The organism is Selenomonas sp. oral taxon 892 str. F0426, from assembly GCF_000468035.1.
Lineage (GTDB): Bacteria > Bacillota > Negativicutes > Selenomonadales > Selenomonadaceae > Centipeda.
Genome location: NZ_KI260515.1, coordinates 1 through 17233 on the forward strand (window position 1 = coordinate 1; position 17233 = coordinate 17233).

Sequence of the window (17233 nt, forward strand, 5' to 3'; positions counted from 1 at the left end):
ATTGACCTTCGTCAACCCCCTTTTTTAAGTTTTTTCAACTTTTTCTCAAAGGTCTCACATCATATGTGCAATCAAGACGACAATGACCCCTGGAATGCCGAAGATGCCGACAATGAGTGCCTTGAAGAAGGTGATCTCAATGCCTACGCCAAACAAATTGATGACCCATAGGATAACAGCACCGACGATGCTGTTTGTGATGAGTACCCACAGGATGCGGAACGGCAGCGCGATGACCTTCCCTAGAATCGCAAACAATACAATACCGACAGCAAGAGCAGCAATAATATCCATCTTAGATTTCCCTCCTATTTTCCATTGCGCGTGAGAGTGTGACCTCATCCGCGTATTCCAGATCTCCTCCGACGGGCAGACCGTGTGCGATGCGCGTAACACGTACGCCCATAGGCTTCAGCAGTTTTGCGATATACATCGCCGTTGCCTCGCCTTCAACGTTTGGGTTGGTCGCAACAATGACCTCCTGCACATCCTCTGTGCCGACGCGCGTGACGAGTTCACGGACGCGGATATCGTTCGGCCCGACGCCCTCAATCGGAGAGAGTGCGCCGTGCAGGACGTGATAGACACCATTATAGTCATTCATGCGTTCCATAGCCGCCACGTCGGGCGGCTGCTCGACAACGCAGATCATCGTGTGATCCCGCTTCTCCGCCATACAAATGGCACAAGGATCGCTGTCTGTGAGGTTGAAGCAGGTGGAGCAAAAACCAATCTTCTCTTTTGCTTCAACAATGGCAGAAGCAAGCCGACGCGCCCGCTCCATGTCCATGTCGAGGACATGGTAGGCAAGGCGTGCAGCCGTCTTGGCTCCGATGCCAGGCAACGCTCGAAATTGCTCCATGAGCTGTGTGAGTGGTGCGATATGCTGCATCTCAGAGAAGTCCAGGCGGCAGTCCGAGCCCACTCGTGAGTTTACCCATCTCCTGTGCCATCATCTCATCGACCTTCTTCGTTGCTTCATTGAAGGCAGCCGAGATGAGATCCTGCAGCATTTCGATATCCTCTGGATCGACTGCTGCGGGCGCAATGATAAGGCTCTGCACCTGCTTCTCGCCATCCATGACGATCTTCACTGCACCGCCGCCCGAGGACACCTCGACCGTTTTTTTGCGCAGCTCGTCCTGCATCTTCTTCATCTCATTCTGCATCTTCTGGACTTTTTTCATCATACCGGCCATGTTGCCGCCGCCATTGAACATATTACCTCTCCTTTTATGACAGAAACGATAGATCTAGACTAACAAAAACCTCAACCGCCGTCAAGTATTCTCATCGGACGGCAGTTCATCCATATCGAACATCTCTGCTTCCTCGTCCGGTGTCGGCTCATATACCTCATAGCCATCATTTTCAGGCTCATTCTCTGCGGATGGAGGTGCAGTCTTCGTTGTACGGTGTTTTTCATGTGCCGCAACAGCCTCCACACGAGCCTCATCGCCTGCGATCTTGAGGAGCTCCGCAACAGGTGCAGGATACTCCTGCATCTTTGGTGCGGAGGGGGTGGACACAGTTTCTTCGCCTTCCCCGCCCGTACAGACGACGGCAAGAGGCCGTCCTGCCAGCTCTGTCATAACCTCTTCAAACACAGCGCGATGACGCTTTGTAATATAGTCGCGTGCCATATCTGTCGCCGGACGAATGAAAAAATGCGTCTCTGTTGCGCCCTCATAGTCTGCGCCAGAAAGAAGCGATGCAGCAAGTTTGTGGCGCTCCTTGAGCCGCGCCTGAAACTTCTTCCAGAGAGCTCCGTCCAATTGACGCGGAGCTCCTTCTGTGGATGCGCCCGCGCTCGTCTGCGGTGCGGAGGGTGTCTTTACGGGCGCTGCTTTTGCGGGAGATGCAGAAGGCCGCTCGCTCGGTACAACGGCGGATGCCTTCCCCGCCGAAACAGACGGTGCAGGTGCAGCGCCCGCCGCAAGCCGTGCTGCGAGCTGACGAACCTCCTCCTCAAGGCGTGCAATCCGCGCTGTGTCTGCGAGATTGAAAGAAGAAACAGCGGCATTCTCCGTCCTCTCGCCTTCCGATGGTCGGCAAAGTCCGATCAACATGCTTTCGACAGCGATGCGAGGTTGCGGCGAAGTGCGGATTTCCTGCATCGCCTCATTGAGACAGCGAAGAACCCCCATGATCTCATCCTGCGTGAAGCGTGCTGCCGCCTCTCGCAATGCATCTGCCTGTGTGGAGGAAAGCTCCGATTCTCCAAGAGTACCTCCCACCCCGGCGATCATGAGGCTACGGAAATGCAGGGCCAGTTCCGCAAGAATTTGCTTTAGCTCGCGGCCGTTTTGCAGCAACACCCCAAGCTGTGTGACCAGTGCCGCAGCATCCCGGTCAGCGATCTCCAGTGCCATCTTTTCAATCCATGCACGCCCAACAAGCCCAAGGGCCTCCTGTACTCGCTCCACTGTAAGAAGCCCCTCGGCCAATGCCGTGCACTGATCGAGGATGGAGAGTGCGTCGCGCATGCCGCCGTCCGCCTGCACAGCGATGATGGAGAGCGCCTCCTCCTCTGCTGCAATACCCGACTCCTTGCACACATAGATCAGGCGGTCACGAATCTCCATCACTGTAATCCGATGGAAATCATAGCGCTGACACCGGGACTGGATCGTCGCTGGCACCTTGTGCGGCTCCGTCGTCGCAAGGATAAAGATCACGCGCGGGGGCGGCTCCTCAAGTGTCTTGAGCAGTGCGTTGAACGCCTCCGTCGTCAGCATGTGTACTTCGTCAATGATGTAGATCTTATAGTGCCCCTCCGTCGGCGCGAACTTCACCGACTCGCGCAAATCGCGGATCTCATCGATGCCGCGGTTCGATGCCGCATCGATCTCGAACACATCCATAGATGATCCGTCGCTGATGCTGCGGCAGGAGCTGCATACGCCGCACGGGGTCAGTGTCGGCCCCTCGGCGCAATTGAGTGCCCGCGCGAGAATTTTTGCCGTACTTGTCTTTCCTGTGCCGCGCGGACCCGTGAAGAGGTAGGCATGACTCGTCTGCCCCGATGTAACTGCACGGGAAAGCGTGCGGCTAATATGCTCCTGTCCGACAAGACCTTCGAAAGTATCGGGGCGCCAGCGGCGATAGAGTGCAACGTAGGCCATGACATACCTCCCAAAACAAAAAGCAGCCCCGCAGGGCTGCACGAAGTCACGCGATTTCTCCCACGGCAGGCCACAGTCCCCAGGCGCCCTCACGGCACATGAGACGATCCGCTTACCGCTGCTTCCTTCCGGACCTGACGGGGTTCACAGGGCCCCATTGCGTGAGACCAAGACACTGCAGCCCGCCCTGAGAAAAATCAATAAAAATGGCGGAGAGTGAGAGATTCGAACTCTCGGTACGGTATCACCGCACACACGCTTTCCAGGCGTGCTCCTTCAACCACTCGGACAACTCTCCACTGTGCTCTCAAAAAGCTATTCTTTTCTGCAACGCTTGCTAGTCTAGCACGATTCAAAGAGCCTTGTCAAGAAAAAATTAAAGGGAAGCCCCTGTCATGCGGCTCCCCTTTGATCGTCCTATGCCAACACACGTGAGAGCCGTACCAGCTCTGGGTCAAGTGTCTTGGTATTGTTAACAGCCTCGAAGAGGTTTACGCTCACAACCTGCCCCTCGTTGAAGCTGAAGACCACGTCGTTGACCCCCGAGATGATCGCAAGAGCCGCCTTCTCCCCGAGCATGGACGCCTTAATGCGATCCTCAACCGTCGGTGAACCGCCGCGCTGGATATGCCCGAGTACAGAGACACGTGTGTCGATTTCCGTCTTCTCACCGATGATCTTGCCGATCTCTACACCTGAGCCAGCGCCCTCTGCAACAACGATGATGCTGTAACGTTTTCCTCTCTCGTACATTTCCCGCAGCTGGCAGCTCATCTCTTCCAGATCGAACGCGACCTCCGGCACGAGAATGAACTCTGCACCGCCGGCAATGCCCGACATCATGGCAAGCCAGCCCGAGTGACGTCCCATGACCTCAACGATGATGATGCGCCGATGCGCCGATGCAGTATCGCGCAGCTTGTTGATCGCATCCACAATTGTATTGCATGCCGTATCACAGCCAATTGTATAGTCCATGCCCCAGACATCGTTGTCGATCGTGCCCGGCAGCCCGACGATTGGCATGCCCGTTTCCCTGCTGAGGAGCGAGCCGCCTGTGAGGGAGCCGTCTCCCCCGATAATGACAAGCCCCTCGATTCCATGCTTGCGCAGATTCTCGAATGCCGTTTTGCGCCCCTCCGGCGTCATGAACGACTCGCTCCGCGCCGTACCGAGGAACGTGCCTCCGCGCTGGATCAGGTCGCTGACACTGCGCGTCGTGAGCCGCTCGATGTCATCGTGCACCATGCCGCTATAGCCGTTGTGCACGCCATAGACCTCGACTCCCTCATAGGTCGCCGTACGCACCACCGCGCGCGCTGCCGCATTCATGCCGGGGCTGTCTCCGCCCGAGGTGACTACCGCGATTGCTTTTTTCAGCATATAAGCATCCCCCATCCACTATGCAACGCTTATGCGAATCACTATCTGCTCTACATTTTACGAAAGCACACTCGAAAAGTAAAGCCTTTCACGGAAAATATTGAAGGATCTCCCCGATAAAATGAAAGCCGTCGAGGTGGGAGCGGGACTGCGTAAGGGGTGGAGTAATGACAAGGGCCGTTGAACGAAGCGAGAAAACTTCGTTCAACAGCCCTTTTATATCACTGCATTCGATCTCAGAACATCCACTTGACAGATACGCCGCCTGTGATGCCCTCGCGCTTTCCCTGCCACCCGTTCAGATGGAGGTCATAGCTCACGCGGCTGCTCTTCGGTGCGAAGCGGTAACCGAGTTCGAGCAGTGCACTCCCGCCCTTCAGCGAAGGACTGGGCGTACGATCGCCCTGATAGGAGGCATGTGCCGCACCGTCAAACTCGTACTCCCACGCCAGCCCCGCATAGAGCTGCGTGTGCGCCGTATCGCCATGCATCCATCGTGTGCCAAGCCGCACGCGATGTGAGTTCACCGCATCGAACTCATACGTCTCGCCCGTGCTGAGATGTGCGCTCGCACCTGCCGTATGCGTATATGCATAGCGTACATACGCGCTGACCACAGCCGCTTCGCTCAGGCGGAAGTCCTTGCCCGCACCGATCTGAATGCCGTAGTAGGCATTCGAGGTATCGTAGCTTGCAAGCCCTGTATAGTCACTCTTGGTACGACCTGCACGCAGGGCGCCGTCCACGCGGACACCGCCGCGCATCGCCAGCTCTGCCATCACACCCGCGCCGATATAGCTTGATGTACCGTCGCCATGGGTGCCGTTGTCGAGGTAGGAGTCGTAGCTGCCGCGTCCGTATTCAAGGAAGGGGCCAAAGGTAAGCGTTCCCACTGGCACCGCGTTCTCACGCGCCCAGCCAACACCGAGATTCCAGCCCTTCATCTCGACATAGGAGCCGGTATTGTGACGGAGTGCGCCGCCGCCCATCCCTGCCCAGAGTCCGTATGCAGCACCGCCCGGTACTGCCGCAGCACGCGCAGCCTCTGCCTTTGCCGCATCAAGACCTGCACCTGCCATAAAGTCTGCACCGTCATTCAGAAATGCGCTCGCACCCGTACGCGTCTCGACGAAGGACTTGGACTGCTCGCCCAAGCTCGTCTTTGTGACTGTTGCGATAAGGGTCTTGTCCACCGACGCAATCGCGAATTCGTAGTCGCGTGTCACGCCGTCCGTACCATTCGCTGTCAGATTCTCTCCGAAGGTGATGCCCCCGCTCGTGTTCTCCATGAGCGTGATCTTGTCGCCTACCTTGAGTTTCTCTGCCGCACCGTCACGGCGAAGATCGATGTGCGCATCGGAAAGCTTCTTTTCGCCTCCGACATTCGTCAGCTTCAGCATGGTATGCGCAGTGCCGTCCATCGGGGCTTTTTCCATATCAAAATGGAGGTTCTGAATGCCTCTAAAGTCGCCGATTTCTGTCGTCTTCATGCCGTATGAAACGGCAAGAGTGTTCCCCGTGCCGTTTGCTGCCGTACCACCCGTGACTATGCCTGTGACCTTCGCACCGCGGAGGTTGATGCGATTGTTGTTCGTAACCGCGCCATGTCCGCCTATGACGGAGTTGACGGCGGCATGATCGATATTGACTGTATTGCCGGACGCATTGCCGCCGGACACGTCGGTAAAGCCGCCGTACACCGTGCCCGTGACGGACGCAGTGCCGCTGACCGTAACCTTGTTCAGCGTGCTGTTCTTCTGTTTGGAACTATCCGCAGTCGAACCCGCGCCGCTCGTCCAGCCGCCGTATACGTTCGTATACGTGCCGCTGCTGAGCGCGATCTCATTCCCCGTGGTGGTATTGCCCGCCTTCGAACGGCCGCCCCATGTGTCTGCACCAACGGTTGTTGCCGTCCGTGCATCCTTGAAGGTGTACCCGTAGCGCACAATCTCCTTGTTGCCGCTGCGCGCCTCGATGTTCGTTTCCTTCGTGCCGTCCGCACTCAGATCCGTCCGGAATGTTTTGCCGACCTGTAGTGTCAGTCCGTTTGCATTTTCAACGAGTACATCTTCACGTTCCGTCGCCGCAAAGTCTGCCTTGATGGTGTCAAGGTCAATGCTCGCTCCTGCCTGTGTCAGTGTCAGTTTGGAGGAGGCATTCTTAAAGGTGACTGTGGAGAAGTTCTCGATCTTGCCGACACTCGCCGACGTGTTGACGTTCAGTGTGTTGCCCGCAGCGGTCTTGTTGCCGCCGTAGAGTGTTGCAACCGTTGTATTCGGCGCAAGCGGATGCGACCCGTCGCCGAGGTTGATCGTGTTGTCGTTCGTCGTACCGTCTGCGATTTGGGTGTAACCGCCGTAAACAGTGCCGAGCGTGCCCCCCGTGATGGTGACCGTGTTGTCGTGGCTGTGCTTCTTCTCAACCGCCGTATCACTCGTTCCCGACGTATGACCGCCGTACACTGCGTCATAGTTTCCATGGACGGTAATCGCGTTGTGATGCGTTGCGTTGCCCGCCTTGGAAATGCCGCCGTATGCCGCTGTCCCATCGACAAGGGTCTGCGTTGCCCCCGTGAACCGGTAACCGGAGTATGTGATCGCTTTCTTGTCCGCAGAAACGCCGACGTTGATCTCACTCTGCCGATCTGCGCTCAGGCCGGACTTTACCGCACCATCGGTGTAGGTGCCGCCAAAGTCGATGCCGGCAGCGTTCTTCAGCAGGGTAATGTTGTATCCGCTGCCGCCCACCGTCAACGTGTTCCAGTTGACCTTGGTCTTATTCATGCCGTCATTCAGTGTCAGCATTGTACCCGTGACACCGGTCGTATCGAAGTGCAGCTTCTGGAAACCGCCGATGTTACGAGCCGTGTTCACGCCCCTGACATTCAGCGTGTTGCCTGTGCCGTCTGCCTGCGTGCCGCCGACAATCTTGTTCGTGACCGTCGCGCCGTCAATATTGACCGTGTTGTCCTTCGTCACTGCGCCGTCGCCGCCCGTGATGGCGTTGACGGTAGCGTTGCCGACCGTGACCGTGTTGTGCGACGCTTCACCCGCAGACTTGCCGCCGACGATATCGGCGTTGAGGTTGTTCGTAGCCGTGACGGTGTTGCCCATCGCATTGCCGCCCGCGACATCGGTAAAGCCGCCGTATACTGTCCCATTGACGGACGCAGTGCCGCTGACCGTGACCTTGTTCAGCGTGCTGTCCTTCTGCTTGGAACTGTCCGCCGTCGAACCGCTCCCGCTCGTCCAGCCGCCGTACACGTTCGTGTGCGTGCCGCTGTCAACCGTAATGATATTGTCCGTCGTGGTATTGCCTGCCTTCGAGCGGCCGCCCCACATATCTGCACCAACGGTGGTCGCCGTGGTTGTCCCCTTGAACGTATAACCCTCGTAGGTGATTTCGGTGATCTTATTTCCCATCTTACGGACATCGACGTTCGTTTCCGTCGTGTCCGTCGTCGCCGACTTCGCCGCGCCTGTGTAGCCGTCAAGGTTGATGCCATGCGCGTTCTTCAGGAGTGTCAGCGGTTTTGCCGCCATCCCTGTCGCCGTGAGTGACGCCCAGTTGACATGGGTCTGCGCTGCACCCGTAACGTTCAGCAGAGTGCTGTCCTGCGCTGCGCCCGTCACATCAAAGGTCATCTTCTGGACGTTTATAATGCTTCCCGCAGTATTGTTCAGCCCCTTGACATGCAGCGTGTTGCCTGTGCCGTTTGCCTGCGTCCCGCCTATAAGCGCGTTCGTAACGTGTGCATTGCCGTTCAGGTGGATTTCGTTGTTGTGCGTCACTGCACCGTCACCGCCCGTGGCGGAGGTCACTGTCACGTTTGCGAGATACACTTTATTGCCGGATGCTGACGCCCCTGTCGAGATACCACCCGTGACTGCCCCCGTATTCGCATGGATCGCAACCATATTGTTTGATGCTTCAGCGGTTGCGCTGCCGCCGACAACTGCGCCCGAAATCGTCTTCTCAATCGTAACTTCGTTGCCCGTCACCTTGCCGCCCGCTACATCGGTAAAGCCGCCATACACCGTGCCCGTGACAGACGCGGTGCCGCTCACCGTAACCTTGTTCAGCGTGCTGTTCTTCTGTTTGGAACTATCCGCAGTCGAACCCGCGCCGCTCGTCCAGCCGCCGTACACGTTCGTATACGTGCCGCTGTCAACCGCAACGATATTGTCCGTTGTTGTGTTGCCAATGACAGAGCGTCCACCCCACGCATCCGATCCATCCGTCTCCGCTGCGCGCGCCCCCTTGAAGATCAGCCGCGTATAGTTGATTTTCTTGTTGTCGCCGCTTTTGCTCAGCGTCATCTCGGCGGTATCGCCCGTCGTTACGACCGAGGTCACGCCGTCGCGGATGATGATGCCGCCGGATGTATTGTTCTCGATCAGCGTGCCGGAGGACGCATACGGTGAGCCATGAACCGTAATATCGCTGAGACTCCCAAGCTTCGTTCCCATCGAATCCCGCAGCGTCAGTTTCGGCTGAAGTGTATCCGTAAAGTAGAAATTGACCTTGTTGAAATTGACAATGTTCTTCGCACGCGCACTCGCCTTGACATTGAGTGTATTGCCCGCATAGGAGGAGCGGTTTCCGCCGAACGCCCCAAAGATATACTTTGCAATCTCAGTGTCTGCCGCCAGCTCGTTTTTCCCATCGCCGAGATTGACGATATTGTCCTTGATCTCGCTGTTGCCGTTGGATCTTGCCGCATACACGGTTCCCTGTATCTCACCGCCCGTGATGGTGACGACATTCCCCGTCAGCTTTCCGCTGCCGCGCACAAAACCACCGAGGACATCTTTGACCTCGCCCCCCGCAATGGTGACTTCGTTATTCCTCACACTGCCCGTGGAGTTTGTTTTTTCGATTGCACCGCCGTAGATCTCACGCTTCAGTACGCCGCCCGTGACCGTCACCGTATTGTGCGTCACGTCCCCCGTTGCGTGTGCCTCATCAAGCACACCGCCGTAGACCTTTCCGTCAATCGTTCCTCTGCGGACGCGGACATGATTTCGCAGGATATGCCCCGTCGCATCCAAACTTCTGGAAACACCGCCATACAGCGACGATGTCTTACCGCCATTGACCTCGACAAGATTGTTCTCTGCATTGCCGCTGCGTCCGACTTGCCCGCCAACCATCCACTCTGCAAAAGATACCGTTCCCGCATCAAAATAGACCTTGTTTCCCTCTGCGTTCCCCGTGCCCCGCGCGAAACCTCCATAAATGGAGGCAATCTCCGTTGCAGCCCCCTTAATGCGCACCGTGTTGTTGTCCGCATTCCCTGTTCCGCTGGCAGCACCGCCATAGACAGCGATGCTTACTTTGCCATTATTGACTGTGACCGTGTTATGCTCGGCTTTCCCCGCATCCGTATCGGTATAGCCGCCATAGATCTTATCCGAACGCGTACCGGCACCATCGAAGGTCACTTCGTTGCGATAGCTGCTGTCCTTATCTGCCGCATTCGTACCCGTACCGCTCGTCCAGCCGCCGTAAACGTTCTTGTGCGTGCCGCTGTCCACGGCAATCACATTATGATGCGTCGCATTGCCTATGACGGAGCGACCGCCCCATGTGTATTTGTCAGTCCCCTCCGCAGCAGTTGTCGCTGTATTCTGATGAGCAAACGCATACCCTTCGTAGGTGATCTGCTTGCTGTCTGCGGATGTCGCAAGGACAAATTCCTTGTGCTCGTCCGTCTCGGTCTTGGCGAGACGATTCACACCGTCTGAGACGACAACGCCGTGCGTATTCTTAATCAGCGCCCCCTTATGGTTGTGAGCGCCCTCCACCGTGAGATCGCCGAGACTCCCGATCGTCGTCCCACTGGCATCTGACAGCGTAAGCATCGCAGCCGTCTTGTTCACATGCTCATTGAAGTAGAAGTTGATCTTCGCAAAGTTATTTATGTTAGCGGCACCTGCATTATCATAGACATTCAGCGTATTGCCCGTGCGATAATCTGCACCGTAGGTCATACCGCTGCCGCCATTGATAACACCGTTGACCTGTCCCGCATAGTCGCTTTTCCCATCGCCGAGATTAACCGTATTCCCCGTCGCATTTCCGCCGGGCGAGCGTCCGCCGTCGATATTTTGCACAGTGCCGCCTGTAATGGTGACCGTGTTGCCCGTGGCGTCACCGCTCCGCGCATGGCCGCCGTAGACATTCTTTACCGATCCGCCCGTAACAATGACATGATTGCCTTCTACCTTGCCGGTACCGTCCGTAAAGCCACCGTAGACAGCCTTTCCGAGTGCCGTCGCGGAGCCGCCGTCAATGATTGCCGTGTTGCCGACCACATCTCCGTTCGCCCCGTTCCGTGCCATGCCGCCATAGATGTCACCGTATGCGCTGCCGCCTTTGAGCGTCACCGTATTGCCCCGGACGGTGCCCGTGCCGATTCTCTCGGTCGTACCGCCGCTCAAATCAGAATTGAGGTTGTTTCCGTTGAATTCAGCATGATTGTTCTCGGCACTGCCGCCCCCGCTCGCCATGCCGCCATGCACAGCCTCGACAGAAGATGTAAGCAGCACCGTCGCCGGATTGACAAAGATCTTGTTCCCCGTCACACTTCCGGTGCCGAACGTAATGCCGCCAAACAAAAACTTATCATAGGGAAGGGCGCGTCCATTGAACGTCAGCGTATTGTCCGCAACATTGCTGATGTCACTCTCTCCCCCAACATACCCAGCCGCCGTGCCGACCGCAGGGCCGCCGCCGGGTACAAAGACATTATCTGACGGTGCATGCGATGCATCGATCGTCACATCCGCCGCAGACGCACTCGGTGCAGACGAAATGAATCCGCCTCCGCCCAGTGCAGCAGCAACGAGCAATGCCAGACGACGTGATTTGATTTCTTTGAACAAGTAATTTGCCTCCTAGTTTCTATACAAGAAGTCGCTGATAAAATGAAGCCCATCGGACTTTATCAGCATTTCTCCAAAACATAAGATATATCAATTTCGTTGATAAATTAGGACAATTCTACCATATCTAGCCACAAATTGGAATAGATTTATCATAAAAAGCATAAAAAACGCCGCAGTTTTCATCTCTGCGACGTTTCTACCTTGATCTATTTACATAGGAAGATCGTTGTACCTTAATGTCTCTGTGCGTGGAATTGATCTTCACTCCAAGCGGTAATACCGTGCTGATCCGGCATGATGGAGGGATCGAATACGGGGTTCTTGCCTGCTGCCTTCTGCTCGAAGTAGTCCCTGAGCGCAATGCGCGCAAGCGGTGCAAGGCGTGCGATGGCGTAGAGGTTCGTGAGGCAGATCAGCGCCATGAAGAGGTCGGCGAGATTCCACACGAGATTGAGCGCCGCGATGCAGCCAAAGAACACCATTGCAACGACACCGAGACGGTAGATGAAGAGCGCCTTCCCTGCGTTCTCACCAAAGAAGTGAATGTTGATCTCACCGTAGTAATAGTTGCCGACCACGGAACTGAAAGCAAAGAGGAAGATGAGCACAGCAAGAAGGCTCGATGCCCACGGCCCGAAGACGCTCGCAAGGGAATCCTGCGCAAGCGCGATGCCCGTCGTGTCGCCGCCGATCGTATACTGTCCCGTGAGGAGTACGATGAACGCCGTTGCCGAGCAGACAATCCACGTATCGACGTAGACGCCGAACGCCTGTACAAGCCCCTGCTTGACAGGGTGCGTGACATTCGCCGTCGCCGCTGCGTTTGGAATGGAGCCTTCGCCCGCCTCGTTCGAGAAGAGTCCGCGGCGGATACCCGTGAGGATCGCGGTGCCAATACCGCCGCCAACCGCCGCCTGCGGACTGAATGCGTCATGCAGGATGAGTGCAAACATCGCAGGTACTTGATCGATGTGCAAAACGATGGTAATGAGCGCAATGAGGAGATAGATGCCCGCCATGATCGGTACGAGCAGCGCCGAGAGCGTTGCGACCCGCTGGATGCCGCCGAAGATAACCGCACCCGCAAGAACGGCGAGAACGGCACCCATGAGCCATGTATCGATGCCGAACGCCTTCTCCATCGAGAGTGCAATCGTATTCGCCTGCACCGAAACGTAGATGAGACCAAATGTCACCGAGATGAGCACGGCAAAGAGCTTTGCCACAGCGGGCTGCCCGAGTGCGTTCTGAATGTAGTACGCAGGGCCACCATGAAAGAGTCCGTGTCCGCGCGGAATCTTGTAGATCTGAGCAAGCGTACTCTCGACAAAGCCAGTCGCCGTTCCAATGAAAGCAATGACCCACATCCAGAACACGGCGCCGGGTCCACCTGTCACGATGGCAATTGCAACGCCCGCGATGTTGCCGACACCGACACGCGAGGCGGTACTCACGCAGAATGCCTGAAACGAGGAGATCGCCTTGCGCCCGCTCGGCCGCCGTCCAAGATCCCCCGCGAGGAGGCGCACCATCTCAGGCAGTGCACGCAGCTGAACGAATCCAGTCGAGACTGTAAACCAGAGGCCGCAGCCGACCAGCACAACGATAATAATATAAGTCCACAGGAAATCATTGATCGAACCGACCATAGCGTTGAAAAAATCCATAAAATCACCCTTCAAAAAAAGAATACGCTACATCATAATGGAAAGTACAAAGCTTTGTCAAATTGCATTCTTGTATTCATTCATGTGTGGAACCATTCACGCAGATTTATAGTCCCATTTCTTTACTTCTCATGCAAAAGAGTGTAGAATGTTAATAGTTATAAGTTTCAGGGACAAAGCGGGGGATATGATATGCTGAAAAAGACGAAAATCATATGCACACAGGGTCCGTCAACGGATCCCGAGGGAATCGTCGACGCTCTCATCGAAAACGGGATGAACTGCGCTCGTTTCAACTTCTCTCATGGGTCACATGACGAGCACCTCGTACGCATCAACAAGGTGCGGGAGGCGGCGGATCGCTCAGGGAAGGTCATCTCTCTGATCCTTGATACGAAGGGGCCGGAGATGCGTCTCGGCGAGTTTGCCGAGGGAAAGGTCCAGCTCGAAAAGGGCAAGCAGTTCACGCTGACCTACGATGACACGCCAGGCGATGCCACACACGTCAGCGTCAACCACAAGAACCTCTACAACGAGGTAAAACCGGGCGACACACTGCTCCTCTCTGACGGTCTCGTTGGGCTTGTCGTCGATGAGATCCGCGGCAAGGACATCGTCACAACGATTCAGAACTCAGGACCGATGTCCACACGCAAACGCGTTGCGGCACCGGGCATCGAGCTTAGTCTGCCGGCGATCTCAGAGCAGGATGAGCGCGACATTGTTTTCGGCATTCAGAACGACATGGATTTCGTGGCTGCATCCTTCATCCAGCGCCCGTCAGACGTTGAGGAGATTCGCAATCTGATCGCAAAGCACGGCGGTCATATGGAGATCATCCCGAAGATCGAAAATCTCGCCGGCGTCAACAACTTTGACGAGATTCTCGCGGTTTCGGACGGCATCATGGTCGCACGAGGGGATCTTGGTGTCGAGGTTCCAGCAGAAGATGTTCCTGTCATCCAAAAGGAAATCATCCGTAAGTGCAATGCCGTCGGCAAGCCTGTCATTGTTGCCACGCAGATGCTCGAGTCCATGACGACGAATCCGCGTCCGACACGCGCAGAGGTCTCAGATGTCGGCAACGCCATCTTCGACGGCGCGGATGCCATCATGCTCTCGGGTGAGACCGCAAGCGGAGACTACCCCGTCGAGGCGGTCAAGATGATGAGCACGATTGCCCTGCGCATGGAGCAGTCTCTTGAATACGACTCGATCATCCGCGCGCGCAGCATTCGTGAGCGCTCCTCAGTGACCGATGCTGTCTCACACGCGACCGTACAGCTTGCTTACGAGACAAGCGCCGCCGCGATCCTGACACCGACGCAATCCGGCTACACAACACGTGTTGTATCAAAGTATCGTCCGAAAGCAACCATCGTCGCGTATGCTCCGAACCCTATGGTTGCACGTCACATCAACCTGCGTTGGGGTGTCTACTCCATCCAGGGCCGCAAGTGGACGAACGTCGAGGACATGATTGAGTCCTGCACACGCGGCGCACTCTCGCACGGCTACGTCGCACAGGGCGACAAGGTCGTCATGGTCGCCGGCATGACCTACAACGAGGGCGGCTCCGTCGCTGTCCGCGTCACAACGATTGCATAAGCAGATTTTATAAAATGAAAGGAAGCCGCCTGTATACAAGACGGCTTCCTTTTTCATCAGGAGGTTTTTCATATGGAGACAATTCACTCTGATCACGCCCCCGCCGCTCTCGGTCCCTATAGTCAGGCAATGCGGGTCGGCAATCTCATCTACACATCGGGTCAGATCGGCATCGATCCCATCGCCGGCAAGATTACAGGCACAACGATCGGCGAACAGGCAGAGCAGGTCTGCAAGAACCTCGCCGCTGTCCTCGCTGCTGCGGGTTCCGATCTCACACATGTAGTCAAGACAACCTGCTTCCTTGCAGACATGGGAGACTTTGCCGCATTCAACGAGGTGTATGCGCGCCACTTTACGGGCAAACCTGCCCGCTCCTGCGTCGCTGCAAAGGCGCTGCCCGCAGGTGCACTCTGCGAGATTGAGGTCATTGCCGAGATCTGATACATCTACCGCTGCCCAAATGCAAACGGGACGATCCATACGAATCGTCCCGTTTTTTATTGCTTGTATCAGCCCATCACCATCGGCTCGATCGCCTCATCCTTCATGAAGCGGCTGAGTTTCTGGACCCCCTTCATCAGATCCATATAGTTCTCCGGCGTGAGCGACTGCGGACCATCCGAGAGCGCACGTGCAGGATTCGGGTGCACCTCGATGATGAGGCCATCTGCCCCCGCCGCAATGGAGGCGAGAGACATCGGCTTGATCATACGCCACTTGCCCGTGCCGTGGCTCGGGTCAGCAATGATCGGCAGATGAGAGAGATGCTTGATCGCGGCGATCGCACTGATATCAAACGTATTGCGCGTATACGTCTCATACGTACGGATGCCGCGCTCACAGAGGATGACATTCGGGTTGCCCTCGTTCATGATGTACTCGGCAGCATTCAGCCACTCATCGATCGTCGCAGCAAGGCCGCGTTTAAGCATGACAGGTTTTCCCGCGCGGCCGACCGCCTTGAGGAGCCCGAAGTTCTGCATGTTGCGTGCACCGATCTGGAGGAGGTCCGCATATGCCGCAACCGTATCCACTGCCTCGACGACTGTCACCTCAGTGACAACGGCGAGCCCTGTCTTCTCACGTGCCTCGGCGAGATATTTCAGCCCCTCCTCCTCAAGACCCTGGAATGCGTACGGCGAGGTGCGCGGCTTGTACGCACCGCCGCGGATGAATTGAGCGCCGCCTGCCTTGATAATCTCCGCCGTCTCCATCAGCTGCTCGCGTGACTCCACCGCACAGGGACCTGACATCACAACGGGCGTACCATCACCGATCTTCACGCCGCGGATATCGATGACCGTCGGTGCCGGATGGAACTCACGGCTGGCGAGCTTGTAGCTCTTGGAGATGGCAACGGTCGTCTCAACGCCGTGCATAGCGTCCAGAGGGGTCGCAGCGAGCTTCGTCTTATCGCCGATAACGCCAACAATCTTTTGATGGGCGCCCTCCATCACTTTCGCCTCGAGCCCCTTCTCCTCGATGGCACGAATGACCCCCTCAATATCTGCCTGTGTGGCATCCGAATTCATAATGACAACCATGGTATTGCTCCTTTTCTATTCGTTATGTGCCATATGTACGGGGAAAACGCCGAGCACCTTGAGCCAGATGCTCTTTTCGGCGACGGCATCTATAGATCCGCGTATGCTCTCTGCAGGACTGTGTGCATCGAGATCGAAAAAGAAAATATACGCGCCAAGTTCCGTCCGTGCAGGACGTGACTCAATCCGCGTGAGGTTCACCGCGCGGCGTGCAAACTCACCGAGCACATCATAGAGCGCTCCTGCTCGCGATCCATCGATCTGACAGACGAGGAGAACTGTGTCAGGCTGCTGCACAGGAGCCGACACAGTCCCATCGCGCACAACCTCAAAGAAGCGCGTACAGTTTGATCCGCGATCCTCAATCTTTCCTGCAATCAGGGTGAGACCATTCAGTTCACCGGCATGGCGTGTACAGATTGCAGCCGCCCCCGCATCGAGAGGAGCCGCAGCAACAAGCTCTGCCGCACGTGCCGTACTCGTCGTCTTTATGATTTCGGCCTGCGGACAATGCCGTCGAAGAAAGTCCCGACACTGTGCAATGGGCTGCGCGTGCGAGTAGACAGAGCGGATCTCCACATCCGCATGCTGTGCCATGAGATAGTTGTGCACAGGCCAGATGATCTCCCGCCGCACACGCAGCGTATCCGAATGGGCAAGGGCATCCATCGTCACGGTGATCGCCCCCTCGAGCGAATTCTCGACTGGTACAAAGGCGGAGTCCACCGCCCCCGTCTCCACCGCATGCAGGCATTCGCCAATGTCACCGAAGCACACGATCTCACGATCGAGCCGCTGCCACTCTATGAGGTAAAGCGCAGCCGCCTCACTGTGCGTCCCGGCGGGACCGAGCACGCCCATTTTTTCTCTCACACGCATTCCTCCCTATAGGAATCTCCCATTCCTATGGTCATCTACTATACTATATGCACGCGCCATTGACAAGGGCAATGCGAAGCACTTTCATTTCAGACACATTCCCCTTGCCGCGTACCTGTGTTATAATGGAAAAA

Annotated in this window: 11 protein-coding genes, 1 tRNA gene and 1 other RNA gene; 2 read left to right on the forward strand and 11 right to left on the reverse strand. The window is 56.5% G+C overall.

Annotated elements, in window-relative coordinates:
* Nucleotides 1-54 precede the first annotated feature (54 nt).
* The 9 genes from HMPREF1992_RS00565 to HMPREF1992_RS00600 all read right to left on the reverse strand — a co-directional run bounded on the left by HMPREF1992_RS00565 (nucleotide 55) and on the right by HMPREF1992_RS00600 (nucleotide 13065).
* The gene (locus HMPREF1992_RS00565; protein WP_021683847.1) at nucleotides 55-294 is read right to left on the reverse strand and encodes a pro-sigmaK processing inhibitor BofA family protein; all 240 of its coding nucleotides are present in this window, start codon (nucleotides 292-294) and stop codon (nucleotides 55-57) included.
* A 1-nt stretch (nucleotide 295) separates the two neighbouring features.
* The gene (recR, locus tag HMPREF1992_RS00570) at nucleotides 296-892 is read right to left on the reverse strand and encodes a recombination mediator RecR (protein ID WP_021683848.1); all 597 of its coding nucleotides are present in this window, start codon (nucleotides 890-892) and stop codon (nucleotides 296-298) included.
* 1 nt (nucleotide 893) lies between these two features.
* Nucleotides 894-1220, reverse strand: coding sequence for a YbaB/EbfC family nucleoid-associated protein (locus HMPREF1992_RS00575; protein WP_021683849.1), 327 nt, complete (start codon nucleotides 1218-1220; stop codon nucleotides 894-896).
* A gap of 60 nt (nucleotides 1221-1280) precedes the next feature.
* On the reverse strand, nucleotides 1281-3125 hold the full coding sequence (gene dnaX, locus HMPREF1992_RS00580) for a DNA polymerase III subunit gamma/tau (protein ID WP_037357777.1): 1845 nt from the start codon (nucleotides 3123-3125) through the stop codon (nucleotides 1281-1283).
* Between the two features lie 74 nt (nucleotides 3126-3199).
* Nucleotides 3200-3299, reverse strand: an RNA gene (gene ffs / locus HMPREF1992_RS11025) — signal recognition particle sRNA small type.
* 33 nt (nucleotides 3300-3332) lie between these two features.
* A tRNA-Ser gene (locus HMPREF1992_RS00585) sits at nucleotides 3333-3423 on the reverse strand.
* Nucleotides 3424-3542: 119 nt separating this feature from the next.
* A complete protein-coding gene (pfkA, locus tag HMPREF1992_RS00590) occupies nucleotides 3543-4508 on the reverse strand; it encodes a 6-phosphofructokinase (protein WP_037357780.1) in 966 nt (321 codons plus the stop codon).
* A 236-nt stretch (nucleotides 4509-4744) separates the two neighbouring features.
* Nucleotides 4745-11395 carry an autotransporter outer membrane beta-barrel domain-containing protein gene (locus tag HMPREF1992_RS11565; protein WP_021683852.1) on the reverse strand — a complete coding sequence of 2217 codons (6651 nt, stop codon included), beginning with the start codon at nucleotides 11393-11395 and terminating at the stop codon, nucleotides 4745-4747.
* 236 nt (nucleotides 11396-11631) lie between these two features.
* Complete coding sequence (locus HMPREF1992_RS00600) at nucleotides 11632-13065, reverse strand: sodium:alanine symporter family protein (RefSeq protein WP_021683853.1); 1434 nt, start codon at nucleotides 13063-13065, stop codon at nucleotides 11632-11634.
* 192 nt (nucleotides 13066-13257) lie between these two features.
* On the opposite strand from HMPREF1992_RS00600, the gene pyk reads away from it, so the two are divergent.
* Nucleotides 13258-14673, forward strand: a complete 1416-nt coding sequence (pyk, locus tag HMPREF1992_RS00605; protein ID WP_021683854.1) for a pyruvate kinase — start codon at nucleotides 13258-13260, stop codon at nucleotides 14671-14673.
* A 72-nt stretch (nucleotides 14674-14745) separates the two neighbouring features.
* Complete coding sequence (locus HMPREF1992_RS00610) at nucleotides 14746-15117, forward strand: RidA family protein (protein WP_021683855.1); 372 nt, start codon at nucleotides 14746-14748, stop codon at nucleotides 15115-15117.
* 68 nt (nucleotides 15118-15185) lie between these two features.
* On the opposite strand, the gene aroF is transcribed toward HMPREF1992_RS00610, so the two are convergent.
* Both aroF and pheA read right to left on the reverse strand, forming a co-directional pair.
* On the reverse strand, nucleotides 15186-16220 hold the full coding sequence (gene aroF / locus HMPREF1992_RS00615; protein WP_021683856.1) for a 3-deoxy-7-phosphoheptulonate synthase: 1035 nt from the start codon (nucleotides 16218-16220) through the stop codon (nucleotides 15186-15188).
* 15 nt (nucleotides 16221-16235) lie between these two features.
* Nucleotides 16236-17093, reverse strand: coding sequence for a prephenate dehydratase (gene pheA / locus HMPREF1992_RS00620; protein ID WP_037357799.1), 858 nt, complete (start codon nucleotides 17091-17093; stop codon nucleotides 16236-16238).
* Between the last annotated feature and the right edge of the window lie 140 nt (nucleotides 17094-17233).

Bases quoted from the DNA above. Each gene is read 5' to 3' on its own strand.
- HMPREF1992_RS00610 (WP_021683855.1), top strand. From the start codon at position 14,746: ATGGAGACAATTCACTCTGATCACGCCCCCGCCGCTCTCGGTCCCTAT.
- pfkA (WP_037357780.1), bottom strand. From the start codon at position 4,508: ATGCTGAAAAAAGCAATCGCGGTAGTCACCTCGGGCGGAGACAGCCCC.
- HMPREF1992_RS00575 (WP_021683849.1), bottom strand. From the start codon at position 1,220: ATGTTCAATGGCGGCGGCAACATGGCCGGTATGATGAAAAAAGTCCAG.
- HMPREF1992_RS00565 (WP_021683847.1), bottom strand. From the start codon at position 294: ATGGATATTATTGCTGCTCTTGCTGTCGGTATTGTATTGTTTGCGATT.
- recR (WP_021683848.1), bottom strand. From the start codon at position 892: ATGCAGCATATCGCACCACTCACACAGCTCATGGAGCAATTTCGAGCG.
- HMPREF1992_RS00600 (WP_021683853.1), bottom strand. From the start codon at position 13,065: ATGGATTTTTTCAACGCTATGGTCGGTTCGATCAATGATTTCCTGTGG.
- pyk (WP_021683854.1), top strand. From the start codon at position 13,258: ATGCTGAAAAAGACGAAAATCATATGCACACAGGGTCCGTCAACGGAT.
- dnaX (WP_037357777.1), bottom strand. From the start codon at position 3,125: ATGGCCTACGTTGCACTCTATCGCCGCTGGCGCCCCGATACTTTCGAA.
- aroF (WP_021683856.1), bottom strand. From the start codon at position 16,220: ATGGTTGTCATTATGAATTCGGATGCCACACAGGCAGATATTGAGGGG.